Source organism: Geomesophilobacter sediminis (genome assembly GCF_016458275.1).
GTDB classification, from domain to species: domain Bacteria; phylum Desulfobacterota; class Desulfuromonadia; order Geobacterales; family Geobacteraceae; genus Geomesophilobacter; species Geomesophilobacter sediminis.
On sequence record NZ_JAEMHM010000003.1, the window covers coordinates 18,209 to 44,939 of the forward strand.

The 26,731-nt window shown below is 62.7% G+C and carries 18 protein-coding genes, 1 pseudogene and 1 riboswitch; of the genes and pseudogenes, 16 read left to right on the plus strand and 3 right to left on the minus strand.

Annotated features, from left to right (window positions below; genetic code table 11):
* Nucleotides 1–64 precede the first annotated feature (64 nt).
* A riboswitch (SAM riboswitch) is annotated at nt 65–171 on the minus strand.
* A gap of 520 nt (nt 172–691) precedes the next feature.
* Both JFN93_RS03525 and JFN93_RS03530 read left to right on the plus strand, forming a co-directional pair.
* Nucleotides 692–1,246, plus strand: coding sequence for a MucR family transcriptional regulator (locus JFN93_RS03525; protein WP_199382620.1), 555 nt, complete (start codon nt 692–694; stop codon nt 1,244–1,246).
* A 168-nt stretch (nt 1,247–1,414) separates the two neighbouring features.
* On the plus strand, nt 1,415–3,502 hold the full coding sequence (locus JFN93_RS03530) for a CHASE2 domain-containing protein (RefSeq protein ID WP_199382621.1): 2,088 nt from the start codon (nt 1,415–1,417) through the stop codon (nt 3,500–3,502).
* Between the two features lie 176 nt (nt 3,503–3,678).
* Here JFN93_RS03530 and JFN93_RS03535 read toward each other — a convergent pair whose 3' ends face one another.
* Both JFN93_RS03535 and JFN93_RS03540 read right to left on the minus strand, forming a co-directional pair.
* Entirely contained in the window at nt 3,679–3,891 is a 213-nt protein-coding gene (locus tag JFN93_RS03535; RefSeq protein ID WP_199382622.1) for a PGPGW domain-containing protein, read from the minus strand.
* Between the two features lie 12 nt (nt 3,892–3,903).
* Nucleotides 3,904–4,905: a sodium:calcium antiporter gene (locus JFN93_RS03540; protein WP_199382623.1), complete on the minus strand. Its 1,002-nt coding sequence runs from the start codon at nt 4,903–4,905 to the stop codon at nt 3,904–3,906.
* A gap of 180 nt (nt 4,906–5,085) precedes the next feature.
* On the opposite strand from JFN93_RS03540, the gene JFN93_RS03545 reads away from it, so the two are divergent.
* Nucleotides 5,086–6,324: a spinster family MFS transporter gene (locus JFN93_RS03545; RefSeq protein WP_199382624.1), complete on the plus strand. Its 1,239-nt coding sequence runs from the start codon at nt 5,086–5,088 to the stop codon at nt 6,322–6,324.
* A 4-nt stretch (nt 6,325–6,328) separates the two neighbouring features.
* On the opposite strand, the gene JFN93_RS03550 is transcribed toward JFN93_RS03545, so the two are convergent.
* Nucleotides 6,329–7,933: a DUF3943 domain-containing protein gene (locus JFN93_RS03550; RefSeq protein WP_199382625.1), complete on the minus strand. Its 1,605-nt coding sequence runs from the start codon at nt 7,931–7,933 to the stop codon at nt 6,329–6,331.
* Between the two features lie 267 nt (nt 7,934–8,200).
* Between JFN93_RS03550 and JFN93_RS03555 the strand changes: the two genes are divergently transcribed.
* The 13 genes and pseudogenes from JFN93_RS03555 to JFN93_RS03610 all read left to right on the plus strand — a co-directional run bounded on the left by JFN93_RS03555 (nt 8,201) and on the right by JFN93_RS03610 (nt 26,487).
* Nucleotides 8,201–9,460: a sensor histidine kinase gene (locus JFN93_RS03555; RefSeq protein ID WP_199382626.1), complete on the plus strand. Its 1,260-nt coding sequence runs from the start codon at nt 8,201–8,203 to the stop codon at nt 9,458–9,460.
* The gene (locus JFN93_RS03560) at nt 9,460–10,125 is read left to right on the plus strand and encodes a response regulator (RefSeq protein ID WP_215907675.1); all 666 of its coding nucleotides are present in this window, start codon (nt 9,460–9,462) and stop codon (nt 10,123–10,125) included. Before JFN93_RS03555 ends, JFN93_RS03560 begins: the two co-directional genes overlap by 1 nt.
* Nucleotides 10,126–10,282: 157 nt before the next feature.
* Complete coding sequence (locus tag JFN93_RS03565) at nt 10,283–13,207, plus strand: PAS domain-containing sensor histidine kinase (protein ID WP_199382627.1); 2,925 nt, start codon at nt 10,283–10,285, stop codon at nt 13,205–13,207.
* A complete protein-coding gene (locus tag JFN93_RS03570; protein WP_199382628.1) occupies nt 13,197–14,885 on the plus strand; it encodes a sigma-54 dependent transcriptional regulator in 1,689 nt (562 codons plus the stop codon). Before JFN93_RS03565 ends, JFN93_RS03570 begins: the two co-directional genes overlap by 11 nt.
* 285 nt (nt 14,886–15,170) lie before the next feature.
* On the plus strand, nt 15,171–15,560 hold the full coding sequence (locus tag JFN93_RS03575; protein WP_199382629.1) for an STAS domain-containing protein: 390 nt from the start codon (nt 15,171–15,173) through the stop codon (nt 15,558–15,560).
* Nucleotides 15,560–17,641 carry a chemotaxis protein CheA gene (locus JFN93_RS03580; RefSeq protein WP_199382909.1) on the plus strand — a complete coding sequence of 694 codons (2,082 nt, stop codon included), beginning with the start codon at nt 15,560–15,562 and terminating at the stop codon, nt 17,639–17,641. The genes JFN93_RS03575 and JFN93_RS03580 overlap by 1 nt, the downstream gene beginning before the upstream one ends.
* A gap of 51 nt (nt 17,642–17,692) precedes the next feature.
* Nucleotides 17,693–18,295 (plus strand): CheR family methyltransferase, encoded by a 603-nt coding sequence (locus JFN93_RS03585; protein ID WP_199382630.1) that lies wholly within the window; start codon nt 17,693–17,695, stop codon nt 18,293–18,295.
* Between the two features lie 253 nt (nt 18,296–18,548).
* Nucleotides 18,549–20,243, plus strand: a pseudogene (locus JFN93_RS26175) (CHASE3 domain-containing protein); the annotation flags it as partial.
* A gap of 159 nt (nt 20,244–20,402) precedes the next feature.
* Nucleotides 20,403–22,118, plus strand: coding sequence for a methyl-accepting chemotaxis protein (locus JFN93_RS26180; protein WP_456237428.1), 1,716 nt, complete (start codon nt 20,403–20,405; stop codon nt 22,116–22,118).
* A 153-nt stretch (nt 22,119–22,271) separates the two neighbouring features.
* Complete coding sequence (locus JFN93_RS03595; RefSeq protein ID WP_199382632.1) at nt 22,272–22,769, plus strand: chemotaxis protein CheW; 498 nt, start codon at nt 22,272–22,274, stop codon at nt 22,767–22,769.
* A 102-nt stretch (nt 22,770–22,871) separates the two neighbouring features.
* Nucleotides 22,872–23,282, plus strand: coding sequence for an Hpt domain-containing protein (locus tag JFN93_RS03600; protein WP_199382633.1), 411 nt, complete (start codon nt 22,872–22,874; stop codon nt 23,280–23,282).
* 23 nt (nt 23,283–23,305) lie between these two features.
* On the plus strand, nt 23,306–23,755 hold the full coding sequence (locus JFN93_RS03605; protein ID WP_199382634.1) for a response regulator: 450 nt from the start codon (nt 23,306–23,308) through the stop codon (nt 23,753–23,755).
* Nucleotides 23,756–23,829: 74 nt separating this feature from the next.
* A complete protein-coding gene (locus tag JFN93_RS03610; protein WP_199382635.1) occupies nt 23,830–26,487 on the plus strand; it encodes an ATP-binding protein in 2,658 nt (885 codons plus the stop codon).
* Nucleotides 26,488–26,731 lie beyond the last annotated feature (244 nt).

The following is a 26,731-nucleotide window of genomic DNA, read 5'->3' on the forward strand; positions in this document are numbered from 1 at the left end:
TCCAAAAAGAAAAGTCCCCTTCCGGGGTTCGGAAGGGGACTTTGAGAGTGGATTTGTCCGCGCTTCCTTATCTTCCGGAACGTCTCCGCTCCGCAGGATTTGGCACCTTCCCCATGGGGGGAGGTTGCCGCGACGTCATAGGGCCAGTCCCTCAGTCGCTCTCGATAAGTTCGTGCTATTCGATTGTGTCGGGACCGGTGGTCACCGAAGATGGGCTATTAATACTTTAAGCTAGTGATTCTGTCAACAATAAAAAATAGCGTTGTCTGGAAAGTTGCCGCGAGACGCTTGATAGCGTCGTAAACCGCGTAAAAACAGAGAGATGGGCTCGCGGTTAAGATCCTCATCCAGGCAATGCTTAGTTGAGTGTTCCTGTCGGCAACTGCTGCCGGCGGGGCTGTTGCTGCGTCGTTTGCTTATCGGTAACGATCTGCGGGCTAGTTTACGACATAAAAGGAAATGTTTCTGAATATGGGACAGCTATCTTAAACGTAAGCTCCAAAATTCATGGTAATCACTGGGTATGATGCAGGGCCCGACACCATGAACCGGTGTTGCAAACGGTGAGAGAACCTGCGTGTCTGGATCGGAGGGTAGTTCATGGCATAATTTTGTATATATTTATTGACAATCCCTATAAAGGCATCAATAATAACCTCGTATTTATTTTTGATAATGGAGGATCCATCAAATGGCAAGTCTAGTAGAAATAGCGGCGCAGATCGTAGCCTCCCATGCATCTAGCACCCCCATGACTTCGGATCAACTCATTTACGAAATTGCCAAGGTACATAGTGCTCTCAAGGGGTTGGAAGCCGGTCAGCCTATTGAAGCCGAAGAGGAAACTAAACCTGCACTCACTGTAAAGGATGCCTTTAAGAAGGGTGAGGTCGTTTGCATGGTTTGCGGTAAAGGTGGTTTCAAGACTTTGGCGCGCCATTTAAGTACCGCTCACCAGATGAAGCCGGGTGAATACAAGAAAAAATTCGGCATTCCCAGCAAACAGGCTCTCTCTGCCAAAAACTATTCGGAAGCGCGCCGGAAAATGGCCCAGGATAGAGGTCTTGCAGACAATCTTGCCAAGGCCAGAGAGGTAAGAATGGCCAAGATAGAGGCACGTAAATCTACGCCTGCCGCAAAGGCCGCTGCGAAGCCTGCCGCGAAGGCTGCCGCTAAGCCGGCTGTAAAACCCGCCGCAAAGGCCGCTCCCAAGGCCAGAGCCCCCCGGGCCGCCAAAGCGAAGTAAGCTCTGCCGCTACACGAAAAAGGAGCCGCCCACAAAGGCGGCTCTTTTTTTTTCTTGCCAACCGGACGGCTCATCGGCCATGGTATTCCGTCTTACCGCACGCCGGCGGTGAGATGCCGCCCCTCCTCGGGGAGTAAACGGATCTGCTTCGCTAGATAAGGGCACGCCATGAAGAAAATCCTCGTCTACCTCGTCATCGCGCTCGTCTCCGTCCTCATTTCCTACCAGCTATACCGCTCCTCGATGCCGTTTCTGCAGCAGGTCGACCTCAGGCTCAAGGACACCCGTTTCCGGATCCGCGGCCCGATGCAACCCGATCCGCGGGTGGTCGTCGTTGCCATCGACAACAAGAGCATCAAGGAGATCGGCCGCTGGCCCTGGTCCCGCGAGGTCATGGGGGACCTGGTCGCTGCCCTGGCCCGTTCCGGGGCCAAAGTGACCGCGCTCGATGCCGTCTTCTCCGAACCGCAGGGGATCGGGCCCGATGCCGCGTTTTCCCGGGCCATCGAAGGGGCCGGCAACGTCGTCATGGGATACTTCTTTCGCAGCGACGAGCAGAAGATGGACCCCGAGGTACTGGAACAGATCGGGAACTCCAAGGTGAAGCTGTTGAAGATCGCCTCCGGGGTCGCCTCCGTTCCTCTCAACGAGTATTCCTTTTTGGACGGCAACATCGCGCTGCTCGGGCGCAAGGCGCGCTCCTTCGGGTTTTTCAACGCCCAGTCCGACAGCGATGCCGTTTTTCGCCGGGCGCCGCTTTTGTACCTCTTCAACGGTGACGTCTATCCGTCCCTTTCATTGAAAGCGCTGGAGCAGTACCTCGAAACACAGCCCATGGTGGACGTCGCCGAGTTCGGGGTCCGCAGCGTTTCGCTGGGGCAGATCAACATCCCGGTCAACGAAAAGGGGCAGCTTTCGCTCAACTTCTACGGCCCGTCCGGCACCTTCCCGACCTATTCGGCGGTGGACGTGATCAAGAATCGGCTTCCCGAGGGGGCCCTGAAGGGAAAGATCGCCTTTGTCGGCGCCACCGAGATCGGGATCTACGACCTGAGACCGACCCCGCTCGATCCGGTCCAGCCCGGGGTGGACCTGCATGCCACCGTCGCCTCCAACGCACTGCAGGGGAAATTCCTGATGCACGACAGCCGTACTCTCGGGGTGGAGATGGGGATCATGGTGGCGCTGCCCTTTCTCCTCGCCCTGGTCCTCGCCTTCGTCCCGAGCACGGTGATCGGCATCGCCTGCTCGCTGGGCACCGTCGCGCTCTACTGCGGCGCCAACTACTGGTTGTTTTCCCGCTGGCTGCTCGACATGAGCATCCTCTACCCGGTGCTCCCGGTCTTCTTCCTTTCCGTGGGCGCGGAGGGGTACCGAAGCCTCGTTGTCGAGCGGAAAGGGCGCTACATGAAAAAGGCCTTTTCCAACTACGTTTCCGCCGATCTGGTGGCCCAGATCATGAAAAACCCGGACAGCCTGAAGCTCGGCGGCGAGAAGCGCGAGATCTCGGTGCTTTTCACCGACATCCGTGGCTTTACCACCCTGTCCGAAAGCCTCTCACCGGAGGCGCTGGTTTCGCTGCTCAACGAATATCTCTCCCCGATGACGACCATCGTGCTGGAAGAGAAGGGGACGCTGGACAAGTACATCGGGGATGCGGTGATGGCGATTTACAACGCGCCGCTCGACGTCCCCGGGCATCCGGAGCACGCCTGCAATACCGCGATCCGGATGATCCGGCGCCTGGAAACCCTCAACGAGAGCTTCAAGGAGCGCGGCATGCAGCCGATCGAAATCGGGGCCGGCATCAACACCGGGGACGCGGTCGTCGGCAACATGGGCGCCGACATGCGCTTCGACTACACCGCCATCGGCGACACGGTGAACCTGGCGTCGCGCCTGGAGGGGCTGAACAAGCTGTACGGTACGAAGATCATCGTGAGCGGAACGACCAAGGAAGGGGGCGGGCACGAGGGGCAGTATCGGGAGCTGGATCTTGTGGCGGTGAAAGGCAAGCGTCAGCCGGTGGCGATCTACGAGCTATTGCTGGAGCCGAGCCCGATCCAGGTCCCCTTTGCCGAGGCGCTGGCGCGGTATCGGGCGCGGGACTTTGCCGCCGCCCTGGCACAGTTCCAGAAGCTGGTCGACGCGTACGGCGACGCCCCCTCTGCGCTCTACGTCAGCCGCTGCCGCGAACTGTTGGAGAACCCGCCCCCGCAGGAATGGGACGGGGTGTTTGTGGCGAAAAGCAAATAGATGCAATGGACGCAAAGGACAATGGATAATTGACAATTGACAATTGACAATTGACAATGCAGGGATTGAACTAGAACAAAAAAGTCCTCCAGTAATGGGGGACTTTTTTTGTTTCCAATCTAGTTGCCTGTGCTGTACGCGATGAGCTAGAACTTGTTGCCGCGCAGGCATCGTAATCAATTGCCCATTTTCTTCGCCTTCATTTTCACCCATTCCCGAAACCGTTGCAAAAGCTTTTGCGCCCACTCGAATTCCGAGGCGAGGATGGCCAGCGACGCCGGGATCACCACGATCGCCGGTCCCGGCAGGAAGATCATCGCCACTCCGGCCGTTAGACCGACCCCGCCGATAATGGCGACCACCAATTTCTTCCATCGGCGAGCGGCCACGGCAGACCTCCCTTAGTATTTCCCCAAGAACACCTGGGATAGAAATACCACATAAAAGACCCCTCCGACCAGGAGGGTGCCCGGGGTCAGCCGGTTTTTGATCCGGATCTGGGCATAGGCGATCACCACCGAGGCGAAGGTGAGAAATACGGTCATGAACGCCAGGGGGGACAGCTTCCAGGGGGTCATCATGATGCCGATGGCGGTGATCACCGAGCTTTGAAATACCATGGCCCCGGTGACGTTGCCGATGGCCAGGGTGTCCTTGCCGCGGTTGATCCAGATGACCGAGTTGAACTTCTCGGGGAGTTCGGTCGCGATCGGTGCGATGATCATCGAGAGAACGAACGCCGAAATGCCGGACCGAAGCGAGATGATCTGGACCTTCTCGACGAAGATGTGGGCCCCCCAGACGATGAGAAGCAGCGAGCAGAGCACCTGGGTCAGGATGATGGAAAAGCGGGGATCGTGGGAGCCGGGGGCGAAGTAGCACGGATCGAGGTCGGCTTCCTCCACCGGTACGTTGTTCCCCTTCAGGGTCTGCAGGACATATCCGGCATAGCAGAATAAAAGCGTGAGCGCGATGAAGACCTTGAGCACCGGGTGCGAAAGGAGCGTGCAGACGATGGCCAGGCCGTACAAGGCGAGGAAGTATTCGATGTCGCGCCGCATCACCGCAGTGTCCACCCGGAGCACCGGGTAGTCGGGGCGCTTTTTCCGGTTCAGCATCACCGCGGCGCCGCTGATGAACATGGCCAGGGTCCCGAGCATGAAGGGGGCGCCGATGATGGCTCCGACCCCGATGCTCGCCCCGGTTTCCTTGGGTCCGAACAAGATGGCGATCAGCGGCACCAGCGTTTCCGGCAGTGCGGTTCCGACCGCGGCAAAGACGCTACCCACGGCGCCGTCGGAGAGGTTCAGCTTTTTGCCGAACCATTCCAGGCCGTTGGTGAATACCGTGGCGCCGAGCAGTATGATCCCCAGCGCCAGGAGCAGCATCAAGATGTCCCACATGGGCCCTCCCTCTACTAATACAGTGCACCAGGGGCTCCCCTGATGGAAAACATCCAACATAGAACGGAGCCATGAGCATTGCAACAGGAAAGTGCGGGGCGGAATCTGGTGGAACGGGGGCGCGAATGCAGGTATACTTCGCCGCATTTGTGTCGATTGCCCGTTGGTGAGGAGGAGCAAATGGAGGGGGAGAACATCTCGCAGGGTTATCGCCGCTATGCGCTGGCGCTGCTTTTGGCGGTCAACCTGCTCAACTATATCGACCGTCAGGTGCTCTATGCCGTTTTCCCCCTGATCAAGGCCGACCTGCGGATATCCGATACCGAGCTCGGGTTGCTGGGGAGCGCCTTCATGGTGAGCTACCTGGTTATCGCGCCCCTTTTCGGCTGGCTGGGCGACACCTGGAGCCGGGTCCGCCTCGCCTCGGGGGGGCTCGTCGTCTGGAGTCTCGCCACCGTGGCCACCGGCCTGGTCCCGGGGTACCGCTCGCTTCTTGCCGCCCGGTCCACCGTCGGGGTAGGGGAGGCGAGTTTCGGCACCGTTTCTCCGGGACTTTTGGCCGATTTTTTTGCCAAGGAGCACCGTGGCCGGATCCTTTCCTACTTCTATCTCGCCATTCCCGTCGGCAGCGCGCTCGGCTATCTTTTGGGCGGGCTTTTGGGGCAGAACTTCGGCTGGCATTCCGCCTTTCTCATGGTCGGCGTCCCCGGGCTGATCCTCGCGGTGCCGGTCGCCCTTTTGAAAACCCCGCCCCGAGCCCAGGATGCCGACCAGGCTGGCGGCCGCAGCGCCTACCTCGATCTCTTCCGGAACCGCTCCTTCGTGCTCAACACCCTGGCCATGGCGGCGATGACCTTCGCCATCGGCGGCCTGGCCCAGTGGCTCCCCTCCTTCTTGCACCGCACCCACGGGCTGGGGGTGGCCAAGGGTAACACCCTGTTCGGCGCGATCACGGTGGTTTCCGGGATCCTGGGGACCCTGATCGGTGGGTTTCTCGGCGACCGGCAGCAGCAGAAAAGCCCCAGCGGTTACCTGCAGGTATCCGGCTGGGGCTTTCTGATCGGTACGCCGTTTGCGGTTTGGGCCCTGATGGCCTCGGATCTCACCGCCTGCCTGACCGCCATCTTCGTGGCCGAATTTTTCCTCTTCCTCAATACCGGGCCGCTCAACACGGTGATCGTGAACGTCACCCCCCCGTCGGTGCGGGCGATGGCGTTTGCCGTGAACATCTTCTTCATCCATGCGCTGGGAGACGCGATTTCCCCATCCATCCTCGGCTGGCTCTCGGACCGGTGGGGGCTGCGGGATGCGCTTTTAGTCACCCCGGCGATGATGCTGGTTGCCGTCTTCTTCTGCCACCTCTGCGGCCGGACGGTCGGTGCCGACATGGAGCGGGTGGACCGGCCGGCCCGCCCCTGACCGGTTAGTCCCACCAGCGCACCGCTCCCAGGGTGCGGTCCCCGAGGAAGGTGTAGAAAAGGCTGAAGGTCCCGTCGGAGGCTTCCAGGTCGGGGCGGTTCCCGTAGTGCGCGTTGCGGATCGAGGCGATGTACTGCAGCCCCACGCCGTGGTTTTTCCAGACCCGGATGGTGACCCCGGCATTGCCGCGGAAGATCCGTTCGGTCCCCTGCGAATCGTCGGACCCGGCGCCGGTGACGTAGTATTCCCGAACCCCCAGGTCGACCAGGGCCCGTTCCCCGAAGATGAACCGTAGATCGAGAATCCCCTGCGGAGTGACACCGTAGTGGTAGTCGCGGCCCACCGCCGGGTCGGGGGTCGTGCCGGCCGCTCCGAACCCCACCCCCCCCAGCACCGACTCCTGGAGGACCACTCCCGGGGCGATCCGGAGCTGCCCGGTCGTCCCCAAGGAGAGCGCCGTCGTCGAGACCCGGAACTCGAAGGGCGAGATGTAGTCGTAACTGCCGTAGAGCCCCCACACCCCCCGGTATTCGTCCCCAGCCTGATACTCTTTGCCCACCAGCAATCCCCGCAGCATCACGTTCTCCACCGCATTGTGCGTCTCCGCGAGCAGCGACGCCCGGAAGTCGAAGTAGTCGAGCGGGCGGCGGTAGTGATACCCCGGCTCCCCGGGGAGCCCGTAGGACATCATGAAGTCGAAGGCGGCGGACTTGCGCAGCGAGTCGAAGGTGGAAATCCCGTTGATCCGGGCGTTGAGGCTCTCCCCGAAGCGGGCCTGCCAGAAATGGACCGGCCGGCCGCTGGGAAAGACCGGCTGGAAACGGTCCCCGAACACGAACCGGTTCACCCCGAGCGGCGGCGAGATCAGGGCCGCCCCCAGTTCCTCTCCGGCGGTAGGGGGATCGTCTTTTTCCAGCACCAGCCCCGCCATCCGGAACAGGGCCTCGCCTAGGAGACTTCCGGCGTTGCCGGTGGTTATCATGTCGTTGATCGACGGCTTGGTCGTCTCGCCGGCCATCTTCCAAAGAAAGCTCCCCACGTTGCTGTAGCCCCACGATTCCCAGAAGCCGAGCCCGGTGGAACGGGCCAGGCCGTACATGGTCGCTCCCTGGTACGGGTGGGCGAACTGGTTCACGTTGAAGGGGTCCTTGTCGAACTCCCAGTTTTGCCGGTGCAGGTGCTCCCAGGTGGACGAGAAGGTGGAATAGTAGGTCCGCTTCCCGTCCTCCCGGTCGTTGGGGTAGGCAACCCGGTCGAAAAGGTTCAAAAGCACCAGGAAGGTCGGCACCTCGATCGCGGGGATCAGATAGCTTTTGCCGGCGCCGCTGTCCCAGTCGAGCCGGGGAGCCCGGACGAAACCGGGTGGTGGTTCATCGGGGGCCGGCGCCGCCGGCGCGGCAGGGGAGGGCACCGCTTCCGAAACGGGGAACGCTGGCGGCAGCGGGGGAGCCAGGGGAGGGGGTGCCGGTGTGGAGAGCTCCGGAGGTCTTGCTGCCGGTGCCGGCGGCACCTCGGCGCTGAGCGCCATTTCGGCGCTCACGCCGCAAAGCAGAGTGGCGGCACTGAGAACGGTCGTGATGCGACTCAGGTGGCAGGGTAGCTTCGGCATCGTGGGTCCCTTCCGCGCGTCGGCCCCCCCTGGTTCGGTGGGATGCGAGCGCCGAATTATTAAAATGAGCGACGGCTAATTCTATCACGGCGACCCCGCGCGGACCACAGCAGTTCCAACCTGTCCTTTTCATTGTTGATATTTCGCGCCCGGTGGTATGATGAGTTGTTCATTTTTAGCGGCCGGGTCAGACTTTCCCGACATACAAACGGGCCGAGGCGTGCTATATCATGCCGGCTGTAAATAAAACGAAGTTGCCTGAGGTCCATGGAATCTGCTCCCCGCCCGAACCGAAGCGCGATCCTGCGCATCGTCTTGATTTACTTTCTCTTCGGGCTGCTCTGGGTCTGGGGCACCGACCGTGCTGTCGAACACTTCACTTCGGACTTGGCCCTGCGCAGGGAACTCGACACGGGCAAGGCTGCCCTGTTCTTTGTGGCAACCTCCCTTTTGCTGTACCAGCTCATCGGCCGCTATACCCGGCAGCTCGAGGCGGCCCAGCAATCACGGCGGGAAAGCGAATCCATGCTGCTGCGTTACCGGGAAAGCGCCCCGGTGCCGGTGGTGGTCGCCGACCGGGACGGCATGATCGCCGAGGTGAATCCCGCCGCCGCCGAACTGCTCGGCCGCGACCGCAACGTCTTGCCCGGGATGACCATCCTCGATCTGGTACCGGAAGAGGACCGCGACATGGTGCAGCAGGATTTCCTGCGGGTCTTCCAGCAAGGACATCTGGCCGGACAGTACCGTCTGGTGACCGGGTCGGGACGGGTGCTCTGGGTTTCGGTGCACGCCGAGAAGCTTTCCGATCGCATGATCGCGGCCTTTCTCGTCGACAATACCGACCAGCGCAACGCCGAGCAGACCCTGCGCAGTTACGCGCACCGGCTCATCGAGGTGAAGGAGGATCTGCGCAAGCGGCTGGCGGCCGACCTCCACGACGAGATCGGGCGCGACCTCACCGCCGTCGGCATGAACCTCTCCATCATCGGCAAATCGCTCTCCGAGGAGACCCGGATGCAGATCGGGGTGCGCCTGGAGGATACCCGGCGACTGCTCGGGCAGATCCACCGCTCGGTGCGGAGCATCATGTCGGAGCTGCGCCCTCCGGTCCTCGACGAACGCGGCTTTCAGGAGGCGCTGGTCTGGTATGTGGATGAGTTTTCGGCCCGCACCGGACTGGCGGTAAGGGTGGACGCCGGGACCGACTTCCCTCGGCTGGAGAGTCGGCGCGAACTCGCCCTTTTCCGGGTGCTGCAGGAGGCGTTGAACAACGTTTGGAAACATGCCGGGGACAGTTCCGCCACCATCACCCTGGCGCGGTTGGACCGCGCCGCCCGGATGTGCATCTCCGATGATGGGATCGGGTTCGATCCGCAACGCTCCTGGGACCCCCAACTGGGCAGCGGCTTCGGGCTCACCATCATGAGGGAACGGATGGAGGCGGTGGGCGGCTCCCTCGTGTTGAGTACCACTCCGGGGGCGGGCACCACGGTCGTCGCGGAAATAGAACTGAAGGAGGAGTAATGGGTAACGACGTGCCGATAAAGATCCTGGTTGCCGACGATCACGCCATCATCCGTGAGGGGCTGAAACTGATCCTGGAAAATCGCGAGGACATGATCGTGATCGGTGAAGCCCGGGACGGCGGTGAGGCGGTCGAGAAGGCGGCCACCCTCCATCCCCAGGTGATCGTGATGGATCTTGCCATGCCCGGGATGAACGGCATCGAGGCGACCCGGCTCATCCACGGCCGCAGCCCCGAGGTCATGATCATCATCCTTTCCATGCACCATTCCAAGGCGCACATCGTCCAGGCGCTGCGCGCCGGAGCCCGCGGCTACCTCCTCAAGGAGTCGGCCGGGGAAGAACTGGTGCAGGCGATCCGCGGTGTGGTGCGGGGCGAACTGTACTACGGCGAGGGAGTCGAAGCTCCGGCCGCCGGGCAGGAGGGGACCGGCAGGGGACGTGCCTCCGGTAACCCGCTGGAATCCCTGAGCCCCCGCGAGCTCGAAGTCCTGCAACTGGTGGTCGAAGGTCGCACCAGCGCCGAAATCGGTGAAATGCTTTCCCTCTCCCCGAAGACCGTCGAGACCTACCGGAGCCGGCTCATGCTCAAACTCGGCATCAACAACCTCCCCGCCCTGGTGAAGTTCGCCATTTTGCACCGGATTATCCCGGTGGGAAATTAAATTAAAATAATCTACCTTGTCGAGCTTTCCTTACAGACAAGGGCGCGAGCTTCTCGTTATGCTTTCAGAGTTATCTGAGGAGAACTTAACTCGATTTGCGTAACGATCACCATTCACGCCACTGTCTGACCCTTCATGCCTGGAGTGCTCTGAGAGGATGACCGCCCCCAACCCCGCGGCTCGCGTTCCGTCAGCTTCCGGGCTCCCCGACCCGTCGATCCCGGGGGAAACCCTCCCTGACATCCCCAATGAGGATCCGGCCCTGCTCCAACAGCGCCTGGCCGCCCTGGAACGGGAAAACGACGAGTTGCGGCGGGCGTTGGCCGAACGCGAGGCCCAGTGCGCTTTCATCCAGCGGCGTGCCGAGCAGCGGCGCGTCTTCCTGGAAAAGACCCGGCTTCTGGTCTACGACTTCGATGTCGCCACCGGGAATGTGGAATGGGCCGGTGCCAGCGAATCGGTTTTGGGCTACCGCGAAGAGGTGTTTTGCGCCTTCGACCATGCCGCGTGGCTGCAGGGTATTCACCCTGACGATCGGGGCCGGGTTGCCGAGCGGGTGGGTGAGATCCTCGATCTCCCGCAGTCCTATGAACTCGAGTACCGCTACCGGAACCGCGCCGGGAGCTACCTCCCCATGGTCGACAAGGGGGTGTCGCTGGCCGACGCGTCGGGACAGGTGCAGCGGGTGCTCGGGGTCATGTCGGAGGTTTCCGAACAGAAGGTAGCCGAGGTGGAGCGGCTGAAACTGGCCCGACTGCTGGAGATGGGCCGGGACTTCGTCGGGGTGGCGACCCTGGACGGGGAGATCAGCTACCTCAACAATGCCGCCCTCGATATGGTGGGGCTTGCCGGAAGGCAGGATGCTGCGGGAAGGAATATCCTGGATTTTTTCTCGGAAACGCACCGGCACCATTTGGACAAGGGACTGTACCTGTCGCTGCTCGAGCAGGGGGTCCAGCGTTTCGAATCTTCCTTTCGCAACATCCGCACCGGGGTCTCTTTCCCTGTCGAGGTGACCGCCTTTTTGATCAAGGAGGCCAACGGCACCCCTCTCTACGTCGGCATCATCACCCGCGATCTTACCGAAGCGAAACGGATCGAGACCGAGCTGCTCCGCTCGCGGGACCAGTACCTGCAACTCTTCGAACATTTTCCCGCTCTGGTTTGGCGCTCCGGGACCGACGCCCGGTGTAACTATTTCAATGCCACCTGGCTTGCCTTCACCGGCCGAACCCTGGAGGAGGAGATCGGGGACGGCTGGCTGCAGGGGGTGCACCCAGCCGACCTGGACCTCTGCCGGGATACCTACCTCGGGGCGTTCGCCAAGCGGGTCCCGTTCGAGATGGAATACCGGCTGCGGCATCGGGACGGCACCTATCGCTGGATCGTCGACCGGGGAACCCCCTACCGGGACCTGGACGGGAACTACGCCGGCTACCTCGGAAGCTGCTACGACATCAGCGAACAGAAGAAGCAGGCGTTCACCGAGCGCCTGATGCGGCGGGAGCGGGACCTCCTGACCGACAAGCTGCAGAAGGTGCTGGAGCGGATGCCGGTCGGCTGCATTCTCTCCGGTCCCGATTTCCGGATCACCTACTGGAACCAGGCGGCGCAGCGGATCTTCGGATTCAGCAAGGAAGAGGTCCTGGGGCGGTCCCCGTACGATTTTCTGGTGCCGGAGGCGGACCGGGAGTATGTCTCCGGCATCGAAGCGGCCCTGCGCGCAAGCGATGCACCGGTGACCGCCTTCAACTCGAACCGGACCAAAGACGGACGGCTGATCTCCTGCGAGTGGCACAACACCATGTTGCGCGACGCCGACCAGCGGCTGGTCGGTTTCATCAGCATGGCCCTCGACGTCACCGACGAGATCGAGGCACAAAAGGCCCTCAAGGAGAGCGAACGGAAACAGCAGGAGCTCAACGCCGACCTGATGCGCACCCTGACCACCGTCGAGGAGTCGCTCTCGGCGCGCATCCGCAGCGAACAGGCCCTTTCGGACAGCGAGCGGGAGCTGCGCCGGGTGAATTCGGAACTCAAGGGGATCCTGGATGCCGTGCAGGAGAGCCTCATCCTCTTCGGCCGGGACCGGCAGATCATCTGGGCCAACCGGGGGGGCGTTCAACTGGGCGGGGCGCCGGATTTTACCGACGCCACGGCGACGGCGCACATCTCCGACCCGGTTCGCGACCTGGTCCGCAGCTGCTTTGCCACCGCGGTCCCCGTCTCCGATCAGATCCTGCGCCACGGGGAGATCTGGGAAATCCGCTGTTACCCGATCCTCGACCACCGAGGCGAGGTGCAGAGCGTCCTCAAGGTCGGCTCCGACGTCACCTCGCGGGTCCGGCAGCAGGAACAGGTGGTCCGCAACGGTCATCTGGCTTCGCTTGGGGAACTGGCGGCCGGGGTGGCCCACGAGATCAACAACCCCACCCACGGGATTTTGAACTACGCCGAACACCTGATCCGGAAGTTTCCCGAGGAAGGGCGGATCATAGATATCTGCTCCCGCATCATCAAGGAGAGCGAGCGGATCGCCCACATCGTCCGGGCTCTGCTCGATTTTTCCCGCAACCGCGAGCGGGGGAAGACCCCGGTCCGGATCCGGGAAATCCTCGACGAAGCGCTGACCCTGTGCAAGTCCCAGCTGAGAAAGGACAACATCCGGGTCTTCGTGGACGACGAGGGGAATCTGCCGGCGATCCTCGCCGACCCGCAGCAGATCGTCCAGGTGATCCTCAACCTGGTCAGCAACGCCAGGTACAGCCTGAACCAGAAATACCCGGAGATCGATTCCCGCAAAACCGTCTCCGTCTTTCTCGGCTCGGTTCCGGATGCGGAGACCTGCTGGCTGAAGGTGTCGGTTACCGACCAGGGGAACGGCATTCCGAAACAGATCCGGCACAAGGTGCTGAGCCCCTTCTTCACCACCAAACCGAGCGGGGTCGGGACCGGACTCGGGTTGAGCGTCACCAATTCCATCATCGCCGATCACGGCGGCCGCCTGGAAATCAGTAGCCTCGAAGGAGAATGGACCACGGTCAGCTTCCTCTTGCCCCAATGGAGTACAGATGCCAAGTAGAATCCTCATCATCGACGACGAAGAGAGTGTTCGCTTCACCTTCCGCAACCTGCTTGAAGACGAGGGGTACCACGCCGACACAGCCGATGACTTCGACTCCGCCTTGGAGCTTATCCGTGAGCAAAGCTACGACCTGATCATCTCGGATATCTTCCTGGGGGGAAAGACCGGGGTGGACATCCTGCGCGAGATCCGCACCACGGACACCGGGCCGCACTTCGTGTTCATGACCGGGCAACCCCACATGGAGACGGCGCTGGAAGCGGTGCGGCTGGGCGCTTTCGACTACCTCCCCAAGCCGTTCAAATCCGATACCCTGCTCCGGGTGGCGCGCATGGCGCTGCAGCACAAGCAGGCCATCGAAGAGAAGGAACGCTACCGGTCCCACCTCGAGGGGATCTTCCGCAGCGTCAACGACGCCATCATCACCCTGGATCCGGAACTGCGTATCATGGAGCTGAACGATGCGGCCCATAACCTTTGCGGCCTGGGCGACGCGAGCCGGGGAGCGCTCCTTACCGAAGCCCCCAACGGCTGCGGGAGGGTCTGCATCCCCCTGGTCCAGGAGGTGCTGAACAGCCGGGAGCCGGCGGTCCATTTCCGGATCGGCTGCAGCCGGACCGGCTGCAGCGCGAAGGTGGTCACCGTCACCATCACCCCGCTTTTGGGGCGCCAGCGCGAGTTCCAGGGGACCGTCCTGGTGGTCCGGGACGACACGCGCATGGCCGAGATCGAAAAAGAGCGCGTGGAGGTGACGAGCTTTCACCGCCTGGTCGGCAAGACCCAGCCGATGCAGCACCTCTACCGGATGGTCGAAGGGTTGTCCGATCTTCCCACCACGGTCCTCATCTCGGGCGAAAGCGGCACCGGCAAGGAGCTGGTCGCCCACGCCCTGCACCATGAAGGGGTCCGCCGGGACCGCCCCTTTGTCCGGGTGAACTGCGCCGCCCTGAGTGAAAACCTTTTGGAGAGCGAGCTGTTCGGCCACGTGAAGGGGGCCTTCACCGGTGCCGTCACCGACCGCACCGGCCGGTTCCAGGCCGCCAACGGCGGGACCATCTTCCTCGACGAAATCGGTGACATCACCCCGACCCTCCAGGTGCGGCTGCTCCGGGTCCTCCAGGAGAAGGAGTTCGAACGGGTGGGGGATACCCGCACCGTCAAGGTGGACGTCCGGGTCATCGCGGCGACCAACCAGGACCTTCGGGAGAAGGTGCGCCAGGGAGCCTTCCGCGAGGATCTCTACTACCGGTTGAAGGTGGTGTACCTGACCCTCCCCACCCTGCGGCAGCGCAAGGAGGACCTCCCCCTGCTGGTGGAGCACTTCGTCGCCAAGTTCAACCGGGAGCTCAAGCGCTCCGTGGTCGGGGTGACCAAGGAGGTGATGGACCTCCTGACGGCGCACCCTTGGCCCGGGAACGTGCGGGAACTGGAGCACGTCATCGAACACGCCTTCGTGGTCGCCGCCGGAGAGACGATCGGGCTGAAAGACCTTCCCGCCGAACTTGCGGTCCGCTCCGGGGGGAGCGGCGCCCGCAGCCGCCACGGCCGGGACGACGTCGTCTGGGCCCTGGAAAAGGCCGGGTGGAACAAATCCAAAGCCGCCCGCCTGCTCGGGGTAGACCGCCGCACCATCTACCGAAAAATGGAAGAGTACGAAATCCTGGAAAGCTTCTAGCAAGTTGTGACATGTCACACTGTTGGGTACCCAACAGTGTGACATGTCACATTCCCCCCTCCCTGCCGCCCAACCCCCGTCCATCTAAATCCCGCACGGAAATTGTTATTTATCATCAATGAGAGTTAACGTAATCTGGCGCCGCTGCCGGATTATGCTCATTGCCCGTCTTCGTATACTTATAAATCTCCAATCTTTCTATGGGTGGCACGTACCTTGTTACTACTTGTGACGTAACCGACGCTGAAGCACCGGTTCACGCCCTCTTTTAACAGGAGCTGCCCTATGACAGAATTTGCCACGACTCAAGCAAGCCGGGACGCCGCCGCTCAGGAACGGGTGGTGACCTTTGTGGGGCCGCTTGCCATCGTCAATGGGGCTGCCGCCAAGGAGGCACTTGTCGAGGCGCTCGACGCTGCTGCGGAGGTGACCGTTGACCTGGCCGGGGTGACCGAGTTGGATCTCATCGGACTGCAGGTTCTCTGTTCCCTGCACCGCTCCGCCCGGGATGCCGGGAAAAGAGCGCTGATTGCCGGAGGCGATAACGGCGCGGTCCGGCAGGCGGTCGAGGCGGCCGGCTTCCACCGCAACGGCTGTGGCAGGGGGGGCGAACTCGGGTGCCTCTGGGAAATGGTTTCCGGTGCCGCAGCCGGACCGGGAGAGCTCCGATGGTGATGGACGTCCACGTACAGGCCTACCGAGAGGAGGCTTACGAATACCTGGCGGAACTGGAGAGTTCGCTGCTCGAACTGGAAGACCATCCCGAGGATGCCGATCTCATCGGGCGGGTCTTTCGGGTGATGCACACCATCAAGGGGTCCGGCGCGATGTTCGGCTTCGACGACATCGCGGGGTTCACCCACGAGGTGGAGACCGTCTTCGACCAGGTGCGCAACGGCCAGATGGCGGTGAGCAGCCAACTGGTCACCCTGACCCTGGCGGCCCGGGACCAGATCAAGGCGATGCTCGCCGCCTCGGAGCACGGTACCCCGGTCGATGCGGCCGAGTCGGTACGGATCGTTGCGGGGCTGCGCGAACTTTCCGGCAAGGGGGACCGCGACGCTCCCGGGGTGACGGCCGCTGCGGCGGCGCACGGCGGGGAAACGGAGCCGGTCGCCGTGACCTACCGCATCCTCGTCACTCCGGTTGCCGAGATCTTCGCTTCGGGGACCAACCCGCTCGCGCTGCTCAACGAACTGCGCGAGCTCGGTCCGTGCCAGGCCGTGGCGCAGTTGGGACGGGTCCCGGCCATCGATGAGATCGATCCGGAGCACTGCTACGTGGCGTGGCACGTGGTCCTTACCACCGACCGCGGCATCGAGGCGATCCGGGACGTCTTCGTCTTTGCCGAGGATGTGTGCGAGCTCAAGATCGAGGTGATCGACGACGGCAGCGCCTCGGGGGGGTACAAGAAGCTCGGCGAGATCCTGGTGGAGAAGGGGGAGCTCGCCCCCGATGCCCTGGCGGAGATCCTCGCCAGCCAGAAACGGATCGGGACGCTGGCGATCGAGAAGGGGGTTCACCCGGAAGCGGTGACCGCGGCCCTGGTCGAGCAGCAGCATGTGAAACAGCAGCGGGAAGAGCGGCAGAAACAGGAGAGCGCCGCCAGCATCCGGGTGCCCGCCGACAAGCTGGACCTCTTGGTGAACCTGGTCGGGGAGATGGTGACGGTGCAGGCCCGCTTCACCCAGACCGCCGTGGAGCGGCGCGATCCGAAGTTCAAGGCGATCGCCGAGGAGGTGGAACGGCTGACCGGGGAGCTGCGCGACATCGCGCTGAACATCAGGATGCTCCCGATCGGCAGCACCTTCAGCAAGTTCAAGCGGCTGGTCCGGGACCTTTCCGCGGAGCTCGGCAAGGAGATCGAGATGACCACGGCGGGGGCGGATACCGAGCTCGACAAGACGGTGATCGAAAAGCTCAACGACCCGCTGGTGCATCTTTTGCGCAACAGCATCGACCACGGCATCGAGCTTCCCGAGGTGCGGGCCGCCGGCGGCAAGCCGCGCCAGGGGACGGTGCACCTCGCCGCGCAGCACGCCGGCGACAGCGTCATCTTGAGCATCAAGGACGACGGCGCCGGGCTGGACCGGGAGGCGATCCGGGCCAAGGCGGTCGAGCGGGGGCTGATCCCGGCCAACGCCGAGCTATCCGAGAAGGAGATCTTCGGGCAGATCTTCGCCCCCGGGTTCTCCACTGCCAAGCAGGTGACCAGCGTCTCCGGGCGCGGAGTCGGCATGGACGTCGTGAAGCGGTCCATCGAGGCGCTGCGCGGCAGCATCGAAATCGACAGCCGCCGTGGCGAGGGAACGCTCATCTCGATCCGGATCCCGCTCACCCCGGCCATCATCGAAAGCCTCATGGTCATGATCGGCGGCAACCGGTACCTTTTGCCGCTCTCCTTGGTCGACCAGTGCGTCCTTTTCCCGAAGGAGGACCGGGAGCGCTGCCACGGCCGGGACATGGTGAACGTCCGGGGGCGGATGATCCCGTTCATCCCGATCCGGGAGCGCTTCGGCCTTGCCGGCAAACGCCCCGACATCGAACAGATCGTCATCGTGGAAATGGACGGGATGCAGGTCGGTCTGGTGGTCGACTACGTGATCGGGGAGCACCAGACGGTGATCAAGTCGCTGGGGCCGGCCTACAAGGACGTGCGCGGTGTCTCCGGCGCCACCATCTTGGGCGACGGCGCGGTGGCGCTGATCCTGGATCTCCCCCAGATCGTGCAGAGCGTGGAGAACGAAGCCGCGTAATTTCCTCTCACGGCGGTGGGAGGTTAGCGGAAAGTAAAGGAGTTCCGATTCATGGCCTTCACCTTTTTCATGCGGGACCAGCCCCCTCTGGAGCGGGCGGTGGACGAAATGATCCCCTACGCCAGCGGGCGGAGCCGGATCAAGGTCTGGGATGCCGGTTGCGCCCAGGGGCAGGAAACCTACACCCTGGCGATCATCCTGGCGGAGCGGATGAACCGGTTCGGGTTCAAGAACCTGCGCATCGACGCCACCGACCACGACAGCGCCAACCACTTCGGCGACGTGGTCACCCGGGCCGTCTACCCCTATGACGAGCTGCGGCGCATGCCGGCGGAGTATTTCGAAAAGTATTTCGAGCCGGCCGAGGAACAGGGGATGTTCCGGGTGGTCGAGGAGCTGCGCGGCCGGGTCCAATTCCGCTACCACGATCTCCTCTCCCTGGAGCCGATCGGCGTCGAATATTGCCTCGTGGTCTGCAAGAACGTGCTGCTCCATTTCTCCTACGAGCAGCGCATCGAGGTGTTCAAGATGTTCCACAAGGCACTGGCGCCGGGCGCTTTCCTGATCAACGAAAACACCCAGAAGCTGCCCAAGGAGGTGGCCCACCTTTTCACCCAGGTGGCCCCCGACGCGCAGCTCTTCAAGAAGATTTGACCATGGCCATCCGCTACCAACGGAGGCGGATGCGCCGCAGGCAACGCAACTCCGAGAGGGACCGCGGCGGTTAGCAGCACGCGTGGCTCCAAACCAGCCGAAGCAAACGAGCAAGGGGGACTACATGAATTTTCTGGCCAACATGAAGATCGGGAAGAAGCTCTACGTCGGCTTTGCCGCGGTAAACGTGATCGTTTTGCTGCTCATTGCCATCGCCTACCTCAATTTCTCCAGCCTGGGGAAGGCGAACCAGATGAACATCCACACCTACCAGGTGCTGGACCAGACCGCCGACATCCTCACCTCGCTCATCAACATCGAGACCGGGGAGCGCGGCTTCGCCATCACCGGTAACGACAAGTTCCTCGAGCCGCTGCAGGCCGGAAAGGCCGCCATCGCCAAGGACATCGAAGAAGCGAAGAAACTGACTGCCGACAACCCGAAGCAGCAGGAGCGGCTGGCCAAGCTCGAAGCGATGCGGGGCGAGTGGATGCAGATCGACGTCGAGCCCCTTTTGGCGCTGCGGCGCCAGGTCGCAGAGGGGCGCGGTTCCCTGGACCAGGTGGTGAAAACCGTCGAGGCGGCCAAGGGGAAAAAGCAGATGGACGCGATGCGCGGCATCATCGCGGAGATGCAGAAGGAAGAGCAATCCCTGCTCGGTCAGAGGATCGCGGCCGCCGAGGCGAAGCAAAGCAACACCAAGCTGGTCCTGATCGGCGGCGGCTTCCTTTCGGTGGTCCTGGCCATGCTGATCGCGACCCTCTTGCAAAAGGCGATCACCAAGCCGTTGGGTAAAGCGGTGGAGGCTGCCAACCGGGTGGCTTCGGGCGATCTCTCCATGGAAATCGTGGTCGAATCCCACGACGAGTCCGGCGAGCTTTTGACCGCCATGAAGGCGATGACCGGAAAGGTGAAGGCCCTGGCCGAAGACGCGAGCCTTTTGGCCAACGCCGCCCGGGAAGGGCATTTGGCCACCCGTGCCGACAGCAGCCGGCATGAAGGCGAGTTCAAGAAGATCGTGGTAGGGGTGAACGATACCCTCGATTCGGTCATCGGGCCGCTGAACATCGCCGCGGAATACGTGGACCGGATCTCCAAGGGGGACATCCCCCCCAAGATCACCGATCACTACAACGGCGACTTCAACGAGGTCAAGGTCAACCTGAACCAGTGCATCGACACCCTGAACGGGCTGATTACCGACATGAACCGGATGAGCTCGCAGCATGATGCCGGCGATATCGACGTCGTCATCCCGGCGGAGAACTACCAGGGGGCCTACCACACCATGGCCAAAGGGATCAACGGCATGGTCGGGGGGCACATCTCGGTGAAGAAGAAGGCGATGGCCTGCCTCGCCGAATTCGGTCGCGGCAATTTCGAGGCGGAACTCGAGAAGTTCCCCGGGAAGAAGGCCTTCATCAACGAGACCATCGAACAGGTCCGCGCGAACCTCAAGGCCCTCATCGCCGACGCCAACATGCTTTCCCAGGCGGCCATCGAAGGGCGCCTGGCGACCCGTGCCGACGCCACGCGCCACCAGGGGGATTTCCAGAAGATCGTCGTCGGCGTGAACGAGACCCTCGACGCGGTCATCGGGCCGCTGAACGTCGCCGCCGAGTACGTGGACCGGATTTCCAAGGGGGACATCCCGCCGAAGATCACCGACAGCTACAGCGGTGACTTCAACGAGATCAAACTCAACCTCAACAACTGCATTGACACCATGCGGGGACTTTTGGACGAAACGGACCAACTGGTGCAGGCGACCCGGGAGGGCAAGCTCGACGTCCGGGGCAACTCGGCGGCCTTCGCCGGCGGCTGGGGCAAACTGGTCGGCGGCGTGAACGAACTCGTCGATGCCTTCGTGCGGCCGATCAACGTAACCGCGGAATACGTCGACCGGATCAGCAAGGGGGACATCCCCCCCATGATCACCGACACCTACCACGGCGATTTCAACGAGATCAAGCTCAACCTTAACAACTGCATCGACACCATGAACAACCTCCTCGACCAGGCCAACCGCGTGGTACGGGCCGCGGCCGACGGCAACCTCGACCAGCGTGCCAATGCCGAACTCTTCGTCGGCGGCTGGAAGGAACTCGTGGTCGGGGTCAATAACATCGTCACCAACATCGTGAATCCGCTCATGGTCACCGCAGATTACGTGGACCAGGTCGCCAAGGGGGTCATTCCGCCGGCGATCACCACCGAGTACAAAGGGGAATACAACGTCATCAAGACCAACCTGAACAACATGGTCAAGATGATGGCCGACCTGCTCGCCCAGACCGACATCCTGATCAAGGCGGCTGCCGACGGCGAACTGGACCGCCGGGCAGATGCTTCACTCTTCGTGGGGGGGTGGAAAGAACTGGTGGTCGGGGTCAACGACACCGTGAGTAACATCGTCAACCCGCTCATGGTAACCGGCGACTATGTTGACCAAGTGGCTAAAGGGGTCATCCCGCCGACCATCGTCACGGAATACAAGGGGCAGTACAACGTCATCAAGAACAACCTGAACAACATGGTCAAGATGATGAACGACCTTTTGGCCCAGACCGACCTCCTGATCCGGGCCGCCGCCGATGGCGAACTGGACCGCCGCGCCGATGCCTCGCTCTTCGTCGGCGGGTGGAACAAGCTGGTTGTCGGGGTGAACGATACGGTCACCAACATCGTCGACCCGCTCATGGTCACCGCGACCTACGTGGACCGGATCAGCAAGGGAGATATCCCGCCGACCATCACTGCCGAATACAAGGGGCAGTACAACATCATCAAGACCAACCTGAACGTCCTGATCGCCGCGATGCAGACCATCACCCACGCCGCGCAGGAGATCGCCGACGGGAACCTCCTGATCGACGTGAAGGAGCGTTCGCCGCAGGATGAGCTGATGCGGGCCATGGCGAACATGGTTGCCCAACTCTCCTCCATCGTGACCGAGGTGAAGTCGGCCGCGGAGAACGTGGCGCAGGGAGCCCAGGAGATGAGCTCCGGAGCGGAGAACCTCTCGCAGGGGGCGACCGAACAGGCGTCGGCCGCCGAAGAGGCCTCCTCCTCCATGGAGCAGATGTCCTCCAACATCAAGCAAAACGCCGACAACGCCCTGCAGACCGAGAAGATCGCCACCAAGTCCGCGGCGGATGCCCAGGAGGGTGGCAAGGCGGTCGCCCAGACCGTCGAGGCGATGCGGGAGATTGCCGGCAAGATCAACATCATCGAGGAGATCGCCCGGCAGACCAACATGCTGGCCTTGAACGCGGCGATCGAGGCGGCCCGGGCCGGGGAGCACGGCAAGGGGTTCGCGGTCGTGGCGAGCGAGGTCAGAAAGCTTGCCGAGCGGAGCCAGGCCGCGGCCGGCGAGATCAGCGAGCTCTCCGTTTCCAGCGTCGACGTTGCGGAGCGGGCCGGGGAGATGCTCACCCACATCGTTCCCGACATCCAGCGCACCGCTGAGCTGGTCCAGGAGATCGCGGCCGCTTCCCGCGAGCAGGATTCCGGGGCCACCCAGATCAACCGCGCCATCCAGCAGCTCGACCAGGTTATCCAGCAAAATGCCGGGGCGGCCGAGGAGATGTCCTCCACCTCGGAAGAGCTCTCCAGCCAGGCCGAGCAGCTGCAGTCGACCATCTCCTTCTTCAAGGTCAAAGACGCCGGCCCGGCCCGGACCGCGGGCGCCAAGAAGTCCATCGAGAAGAAGCAGCGCCCGGTAGCCCAGTTGAAGCAGATCGTGGTCACCGAACCGGTTGCCGGCGGACATGCCCTGGCGATGAACGAAGAGACGCTGGATTCCTGCTTCGAACGCTACTAACGTGAAAAGGCTCCCTCCTTGGAAGGGGACTGGCTCCGCAGGTGCCAGTCCCCCTCCAAGGAGGGAGCCCAACCTGAAACGGCTCTCGTCTTGGAAGGGGACTGGCTCCGCAGGTGCCAGTCCCCCTCTGGGGGGAAGCCCAGGAGGCGGGCCATGAGTGAACGCGCAATGAATGAAAGCAATCAATACCTGAGCTTTCGACTCGCGGAAGAGACTTTCGCGATGAACGTGGCGCAGGTAAGGGAAATCCTCGACTTCACCACCGTGACCAAGGTGCCGCAGACTCCTCCCTACATGCGGGGGGTGATCAACCTGCGCGGCAGCGTGGTTCCGGTGCTGGATCTGCGGCTCAAATTCGGGATGAGTCAGACCGAGAACACCGTGAACAGCTGCATCGTGGTCGTCGAACTGCAGGAAGGTGCCGTGGTGGGGGTGCTGACCGACGCGGTTCAGGAAGTCCTGGACATTGAACCGGACCAGATCGAGCCGGCGCCGCGGCTGGGGACCAAACTGAACAAGGATTTCATCCTGGGGATGGGGCGCCACGACGACCAGTTCATCATGATCCTCGACGTGGACCGGATCTTCTGCCTGGAGGACGTGGGCCTCACCGGTGACGAGCCGGAGCTGGACGAGGCCTGCAACGGGTAGTCAGAAGGGGAGTGACCCGCCCCGACCTCTCCGGAGAGAGGGGGCGTTTGTTGACCTGAATACCAGGGAGTCTGCCCGTCCGGCGCCGTAAAGGGATGAACCATGCCCGAACTCGACAAATGGAAGAGCGAGCTGTGCCAGGAGGTGCGGGACGTGGTGGAAAAGGTCCGCGACGACCTCGTCGCCCTGTGCCCCGCCGGCTGCGACGAGATGCGCATGAAATCGCTTTTCCGCGGCTTCCATACGGTTGCCGGCACGGCACGCCAGTTCCGGTTGGCCGAGCTGGAGTCCATCGGTCTTTCGCTGGAGCAGGTGGTAGCCAGGTTGCGCTGGGAACACCGCCGGATGGACGGAGAAACGCTGGAACTGCTCCTGGAAGGGACCGACGTGATCTGCGATCTCGTTGATGCCTGGGCCCAGGGGAGCCGGTGCCTGACGCCGCCCGATTTTCGCCAGCGCGTTTTTGAAGCTACCGGGGCCGCACCCGGCCCGGCTGAGGCGATTCGGAAATAAGTGGGGAGTAGAGGTCGAATTCGATGAGATTTCTTGTGGCCGAGGGAGACGGCTCGGCCCGCGCCGACCTGTTGCAGCTGTTGGCCCGCTTCGGGGAGTGCCATCTTGCGGACAACGGAGCCGATGCGGTGACCGCTCACCTTACATCGCTCCATGAGCAGCAGGGCTATGACCTCTTTTTTCTCGGCATGAAGCTGCCGGGGCAGGATTGGCTGGGGGTGATACAGGCCGTTCGGCATGCCGAACAGCGCTTCGGCGCTGCTGAAGTGCCGATCGTGATCCTCGCCGATTGCCTGTCGCCGCGGGAGATGGTCGGTGCCTACTACTACGGGGGATGCACCGACCTCCTGGTGAAACCGGTGCGCTTGGCCCGGCTCGTGGAGCTGCTGCTTGGAAGCAATCTGATTGCGCCGGAGCAGGCCTCCCGGTTGCTGGCCGATGTGTACCGGGGGAGCGCCGACCTCCGCTGCTGAGAAACGGGGAAAGCGATTTTTAGGGAAATCCGGTCCCCTTAGAGAAGAAAGCTGCGAGTCGGTTCGGAGTCGCCATGCCCTTTCGATTTATCCGGGAATCCCGCTTTAGCCTTGCCTTCAGGCTGATCGCCGGGATTTTCGTCATCAACGTCTTTGCTTGGGCGGTCGCCGGTATGGCGCTGGTGCAAAGCCGGCTCGACCGTGAGGATCGGGCCCGGGTTGCGGCTCAGAACCTGGCCCAACTGCTCGACCGCGATTTGTCCGGCCTGTTCGAGAGAATCGACGTCTCGTTGCAAAGTGTTGTCGACGAGTGCGGCAGGGAGCAACGCAAAGACGGCGTCCCGATTCCGGGAGAGTTGAACCCTTTTCTGGCCCGGGTGCGGTCCCGGCTTCCCGAGGTCGAAGGGCTGCGGGTGGTCGACAAATCCGGCGCGATCCGCTATGGGAACGCACTTCCCCGCGGCAACGTCAACATCGCCGATCGGGATTACTTCCGGCACCTGCGCGAGAACCCCGGCGCCGAAATGATCTTCGCGCGGCCGCTGATCGGCCGCGTTTCCCAAAAGTGGACCCTCAATCTTGCCCGCCGGATCGATGCTCCCGACGGCACCTTTTACGGCATCGTCCTTGCCACCATTCCCTTGACCAACTTCGTCAGCCGGTTTTCCACCCTCGACGTCGGTCCCCACGGCGGCATCAGCCTGCGGGACCGGGAGATGGCGATCATCGCCCGGTATCCCGAGCTCAGCGGGATCGGCAGTGCCGTCGGCAACCGGGTCCTCTCCCCCGAATTCCGGTCCCGCTTCCGGGCCGGCCTGCGTTCGGCGACCTTTTACACCCGCTTCAGCTGGGAAGGGGAGGAAAAGGTCGTCTCCTACCATCGGATCGGCGACTACCCCCTCTACATCGCCGTAGGGGTCGCCAACCGCGATTTTCTTGCCAGCTGGTGGAACATCGTGCGGTTGACCGCGCTTTTGGTGCTCACCTTCACCCTGGTGACCGTGGTCCTGGCCCGCCTGGTCCTGGTCAAGTGGGCCCAGGAAGGGGAGGCACGCGACCAGCTGCGCGCCGCCAAGGAAGAACTGGAGCTCCGGGTGGTCCAGCGGACTGCGGAACTCTCCCGCGCCAACCATCTGCTCAAGGTGGAACTCAAGGAGAGGGCGAAGACCGTCGCCGAACTGCGTCGGGCCGAAGAGCTGCAGCAGCTCTCGGAACGGCGCTTCCGTGACATGCTGGAGAGCATCAACCTCGCCGCAGTCACCCTCGATCAGCATGGGAGGATCACCTATTGCAACGACTTTTTCCTGCGCCTGGTGGGGTGGGAGCGTGCCGAGGTACTGCACGGCAACTGGTTCGAGAAGTTCGTGCCGCAAGACAGCGCCCCGCTGCGCCGTGCCGAATTCGAACAACGGTTCCTGGAACGTGACCTGCCGCTGCATCTGGAATACCCCATTGTCACCCGGGACGGCAGCCGACGGGTGATCGAGTGGAGCCTTACCCTCTTGCGCGGAGCCGATGACGTGGTCACCGGGGTGGCCGGGATCGGCATCGACCGCACCGACCAGAAATCGCTGGAAGCGCAGCTGCGCCAGTCCCAGAAGATGGAGGCGGTGGGGCAGCTCGCCGGAGGGGTGGCGCACGATTTCAACAACATCCTGACCGTGATTCTCGGCTACTGCGCGCTTTTGGAGATGTCCGCCGGTGGTGACGGCACCCACCGCCACGAAATCCGCCAGATTGCCGATGCCGCCGAACGCGCCGCCGCGCTGACCCGGAGCTTGCTCGCCTTCAGCCGCAAGGAGGCCATGCACCCCGAACTCCATGACCTCAACGGGGTGGTCGACAAGGTGAAGGGGCTGCTGTCGCGGGTGATCGGGGAGGACGTCTCGCTGCAGGTCGAATTGAGCGCGCTGCCGCTGGTGGGCAAGGTCGATCGGGCCATGATCGAGCAGGTCCTGATGAACCTCGCCACCAACGCCCGCGATGCCATGCCCCGCGGCGGGCTGCTGGGCATTTCCACCGAGCTGGTCGACCTGGACGAAGAATACGTCCAGACCCACGGCTGCGGCACCCCGGGCCCTCATGCGCTCATCTGCGTCTCAGACACCGGGGTCGGGATGGACGCCGACACCCGAAACCGCGTATTCGAGCCGTTTTTCACCACCAAGGAGGTGGGGAAGGGGACCGGGCTGGGGATGTCCATCGTCTACGGCATCGTGAAGCAGCACCGGGGTAACATCCACCTGTACAGCGAACCGGGGCAGGGGACCACCTACCGCGTCTTTCTCCCGCTCGATCCGGCCGTCGCCGCAGGCGTAGTGCCGGCCGTCCCGGTCCCGGAACGCGGTGGCAGCGAAACCATCCTCGTGGTGGAGGATGAGGCGCCGGTACAGGGGATCGTGGAAAAGGTGCTGCGCCGTTCCGGCTACGAGGTGATCGTCGCCTCCGACGGCAAAGAGGGGATCGAGCTTTTTGCCGGCAATCGAGACCGGATTCGGCTGGTCCTGATGGATATCATCATGCCGGGGATGAACGGGAAGGAGGCCTGGGAGCGGATCAAGGAGCTCAAACCCCAGGCCAGGGTCCTGTTCACCAGTGGCTATACCGCCGACGTCATCCAAAGCCGCGGCGAACTCGCCGACGGTGCCGAGATCATCATGAAACCGGTGCACCCCCAGGCGCTTTTGCGCCGGATCCGGGAAATTCTCGATGCCCCCGCGGCGCGGGGCTGAGCCGCCAGGCGCCGCCTGAAGCAGGACGGCTCCGGTCCTCCCCCGCCGCCTTGATTGCCCCCTTTGATCTCCCCCCTTAGACAAAGGGGGGGCTGGGGGATTTGCCTTTAGGATTCGCCTTTACGGCTTTCCCGGGTGCAGTCAATCACCTTTTACCTCCACCTCCGTTTCACTTTTTCCGCCATACCTGCACCTTTTCCCCCTGTGGTATCATTAGCTGTCCAGATCGACGTTTACCATGAAA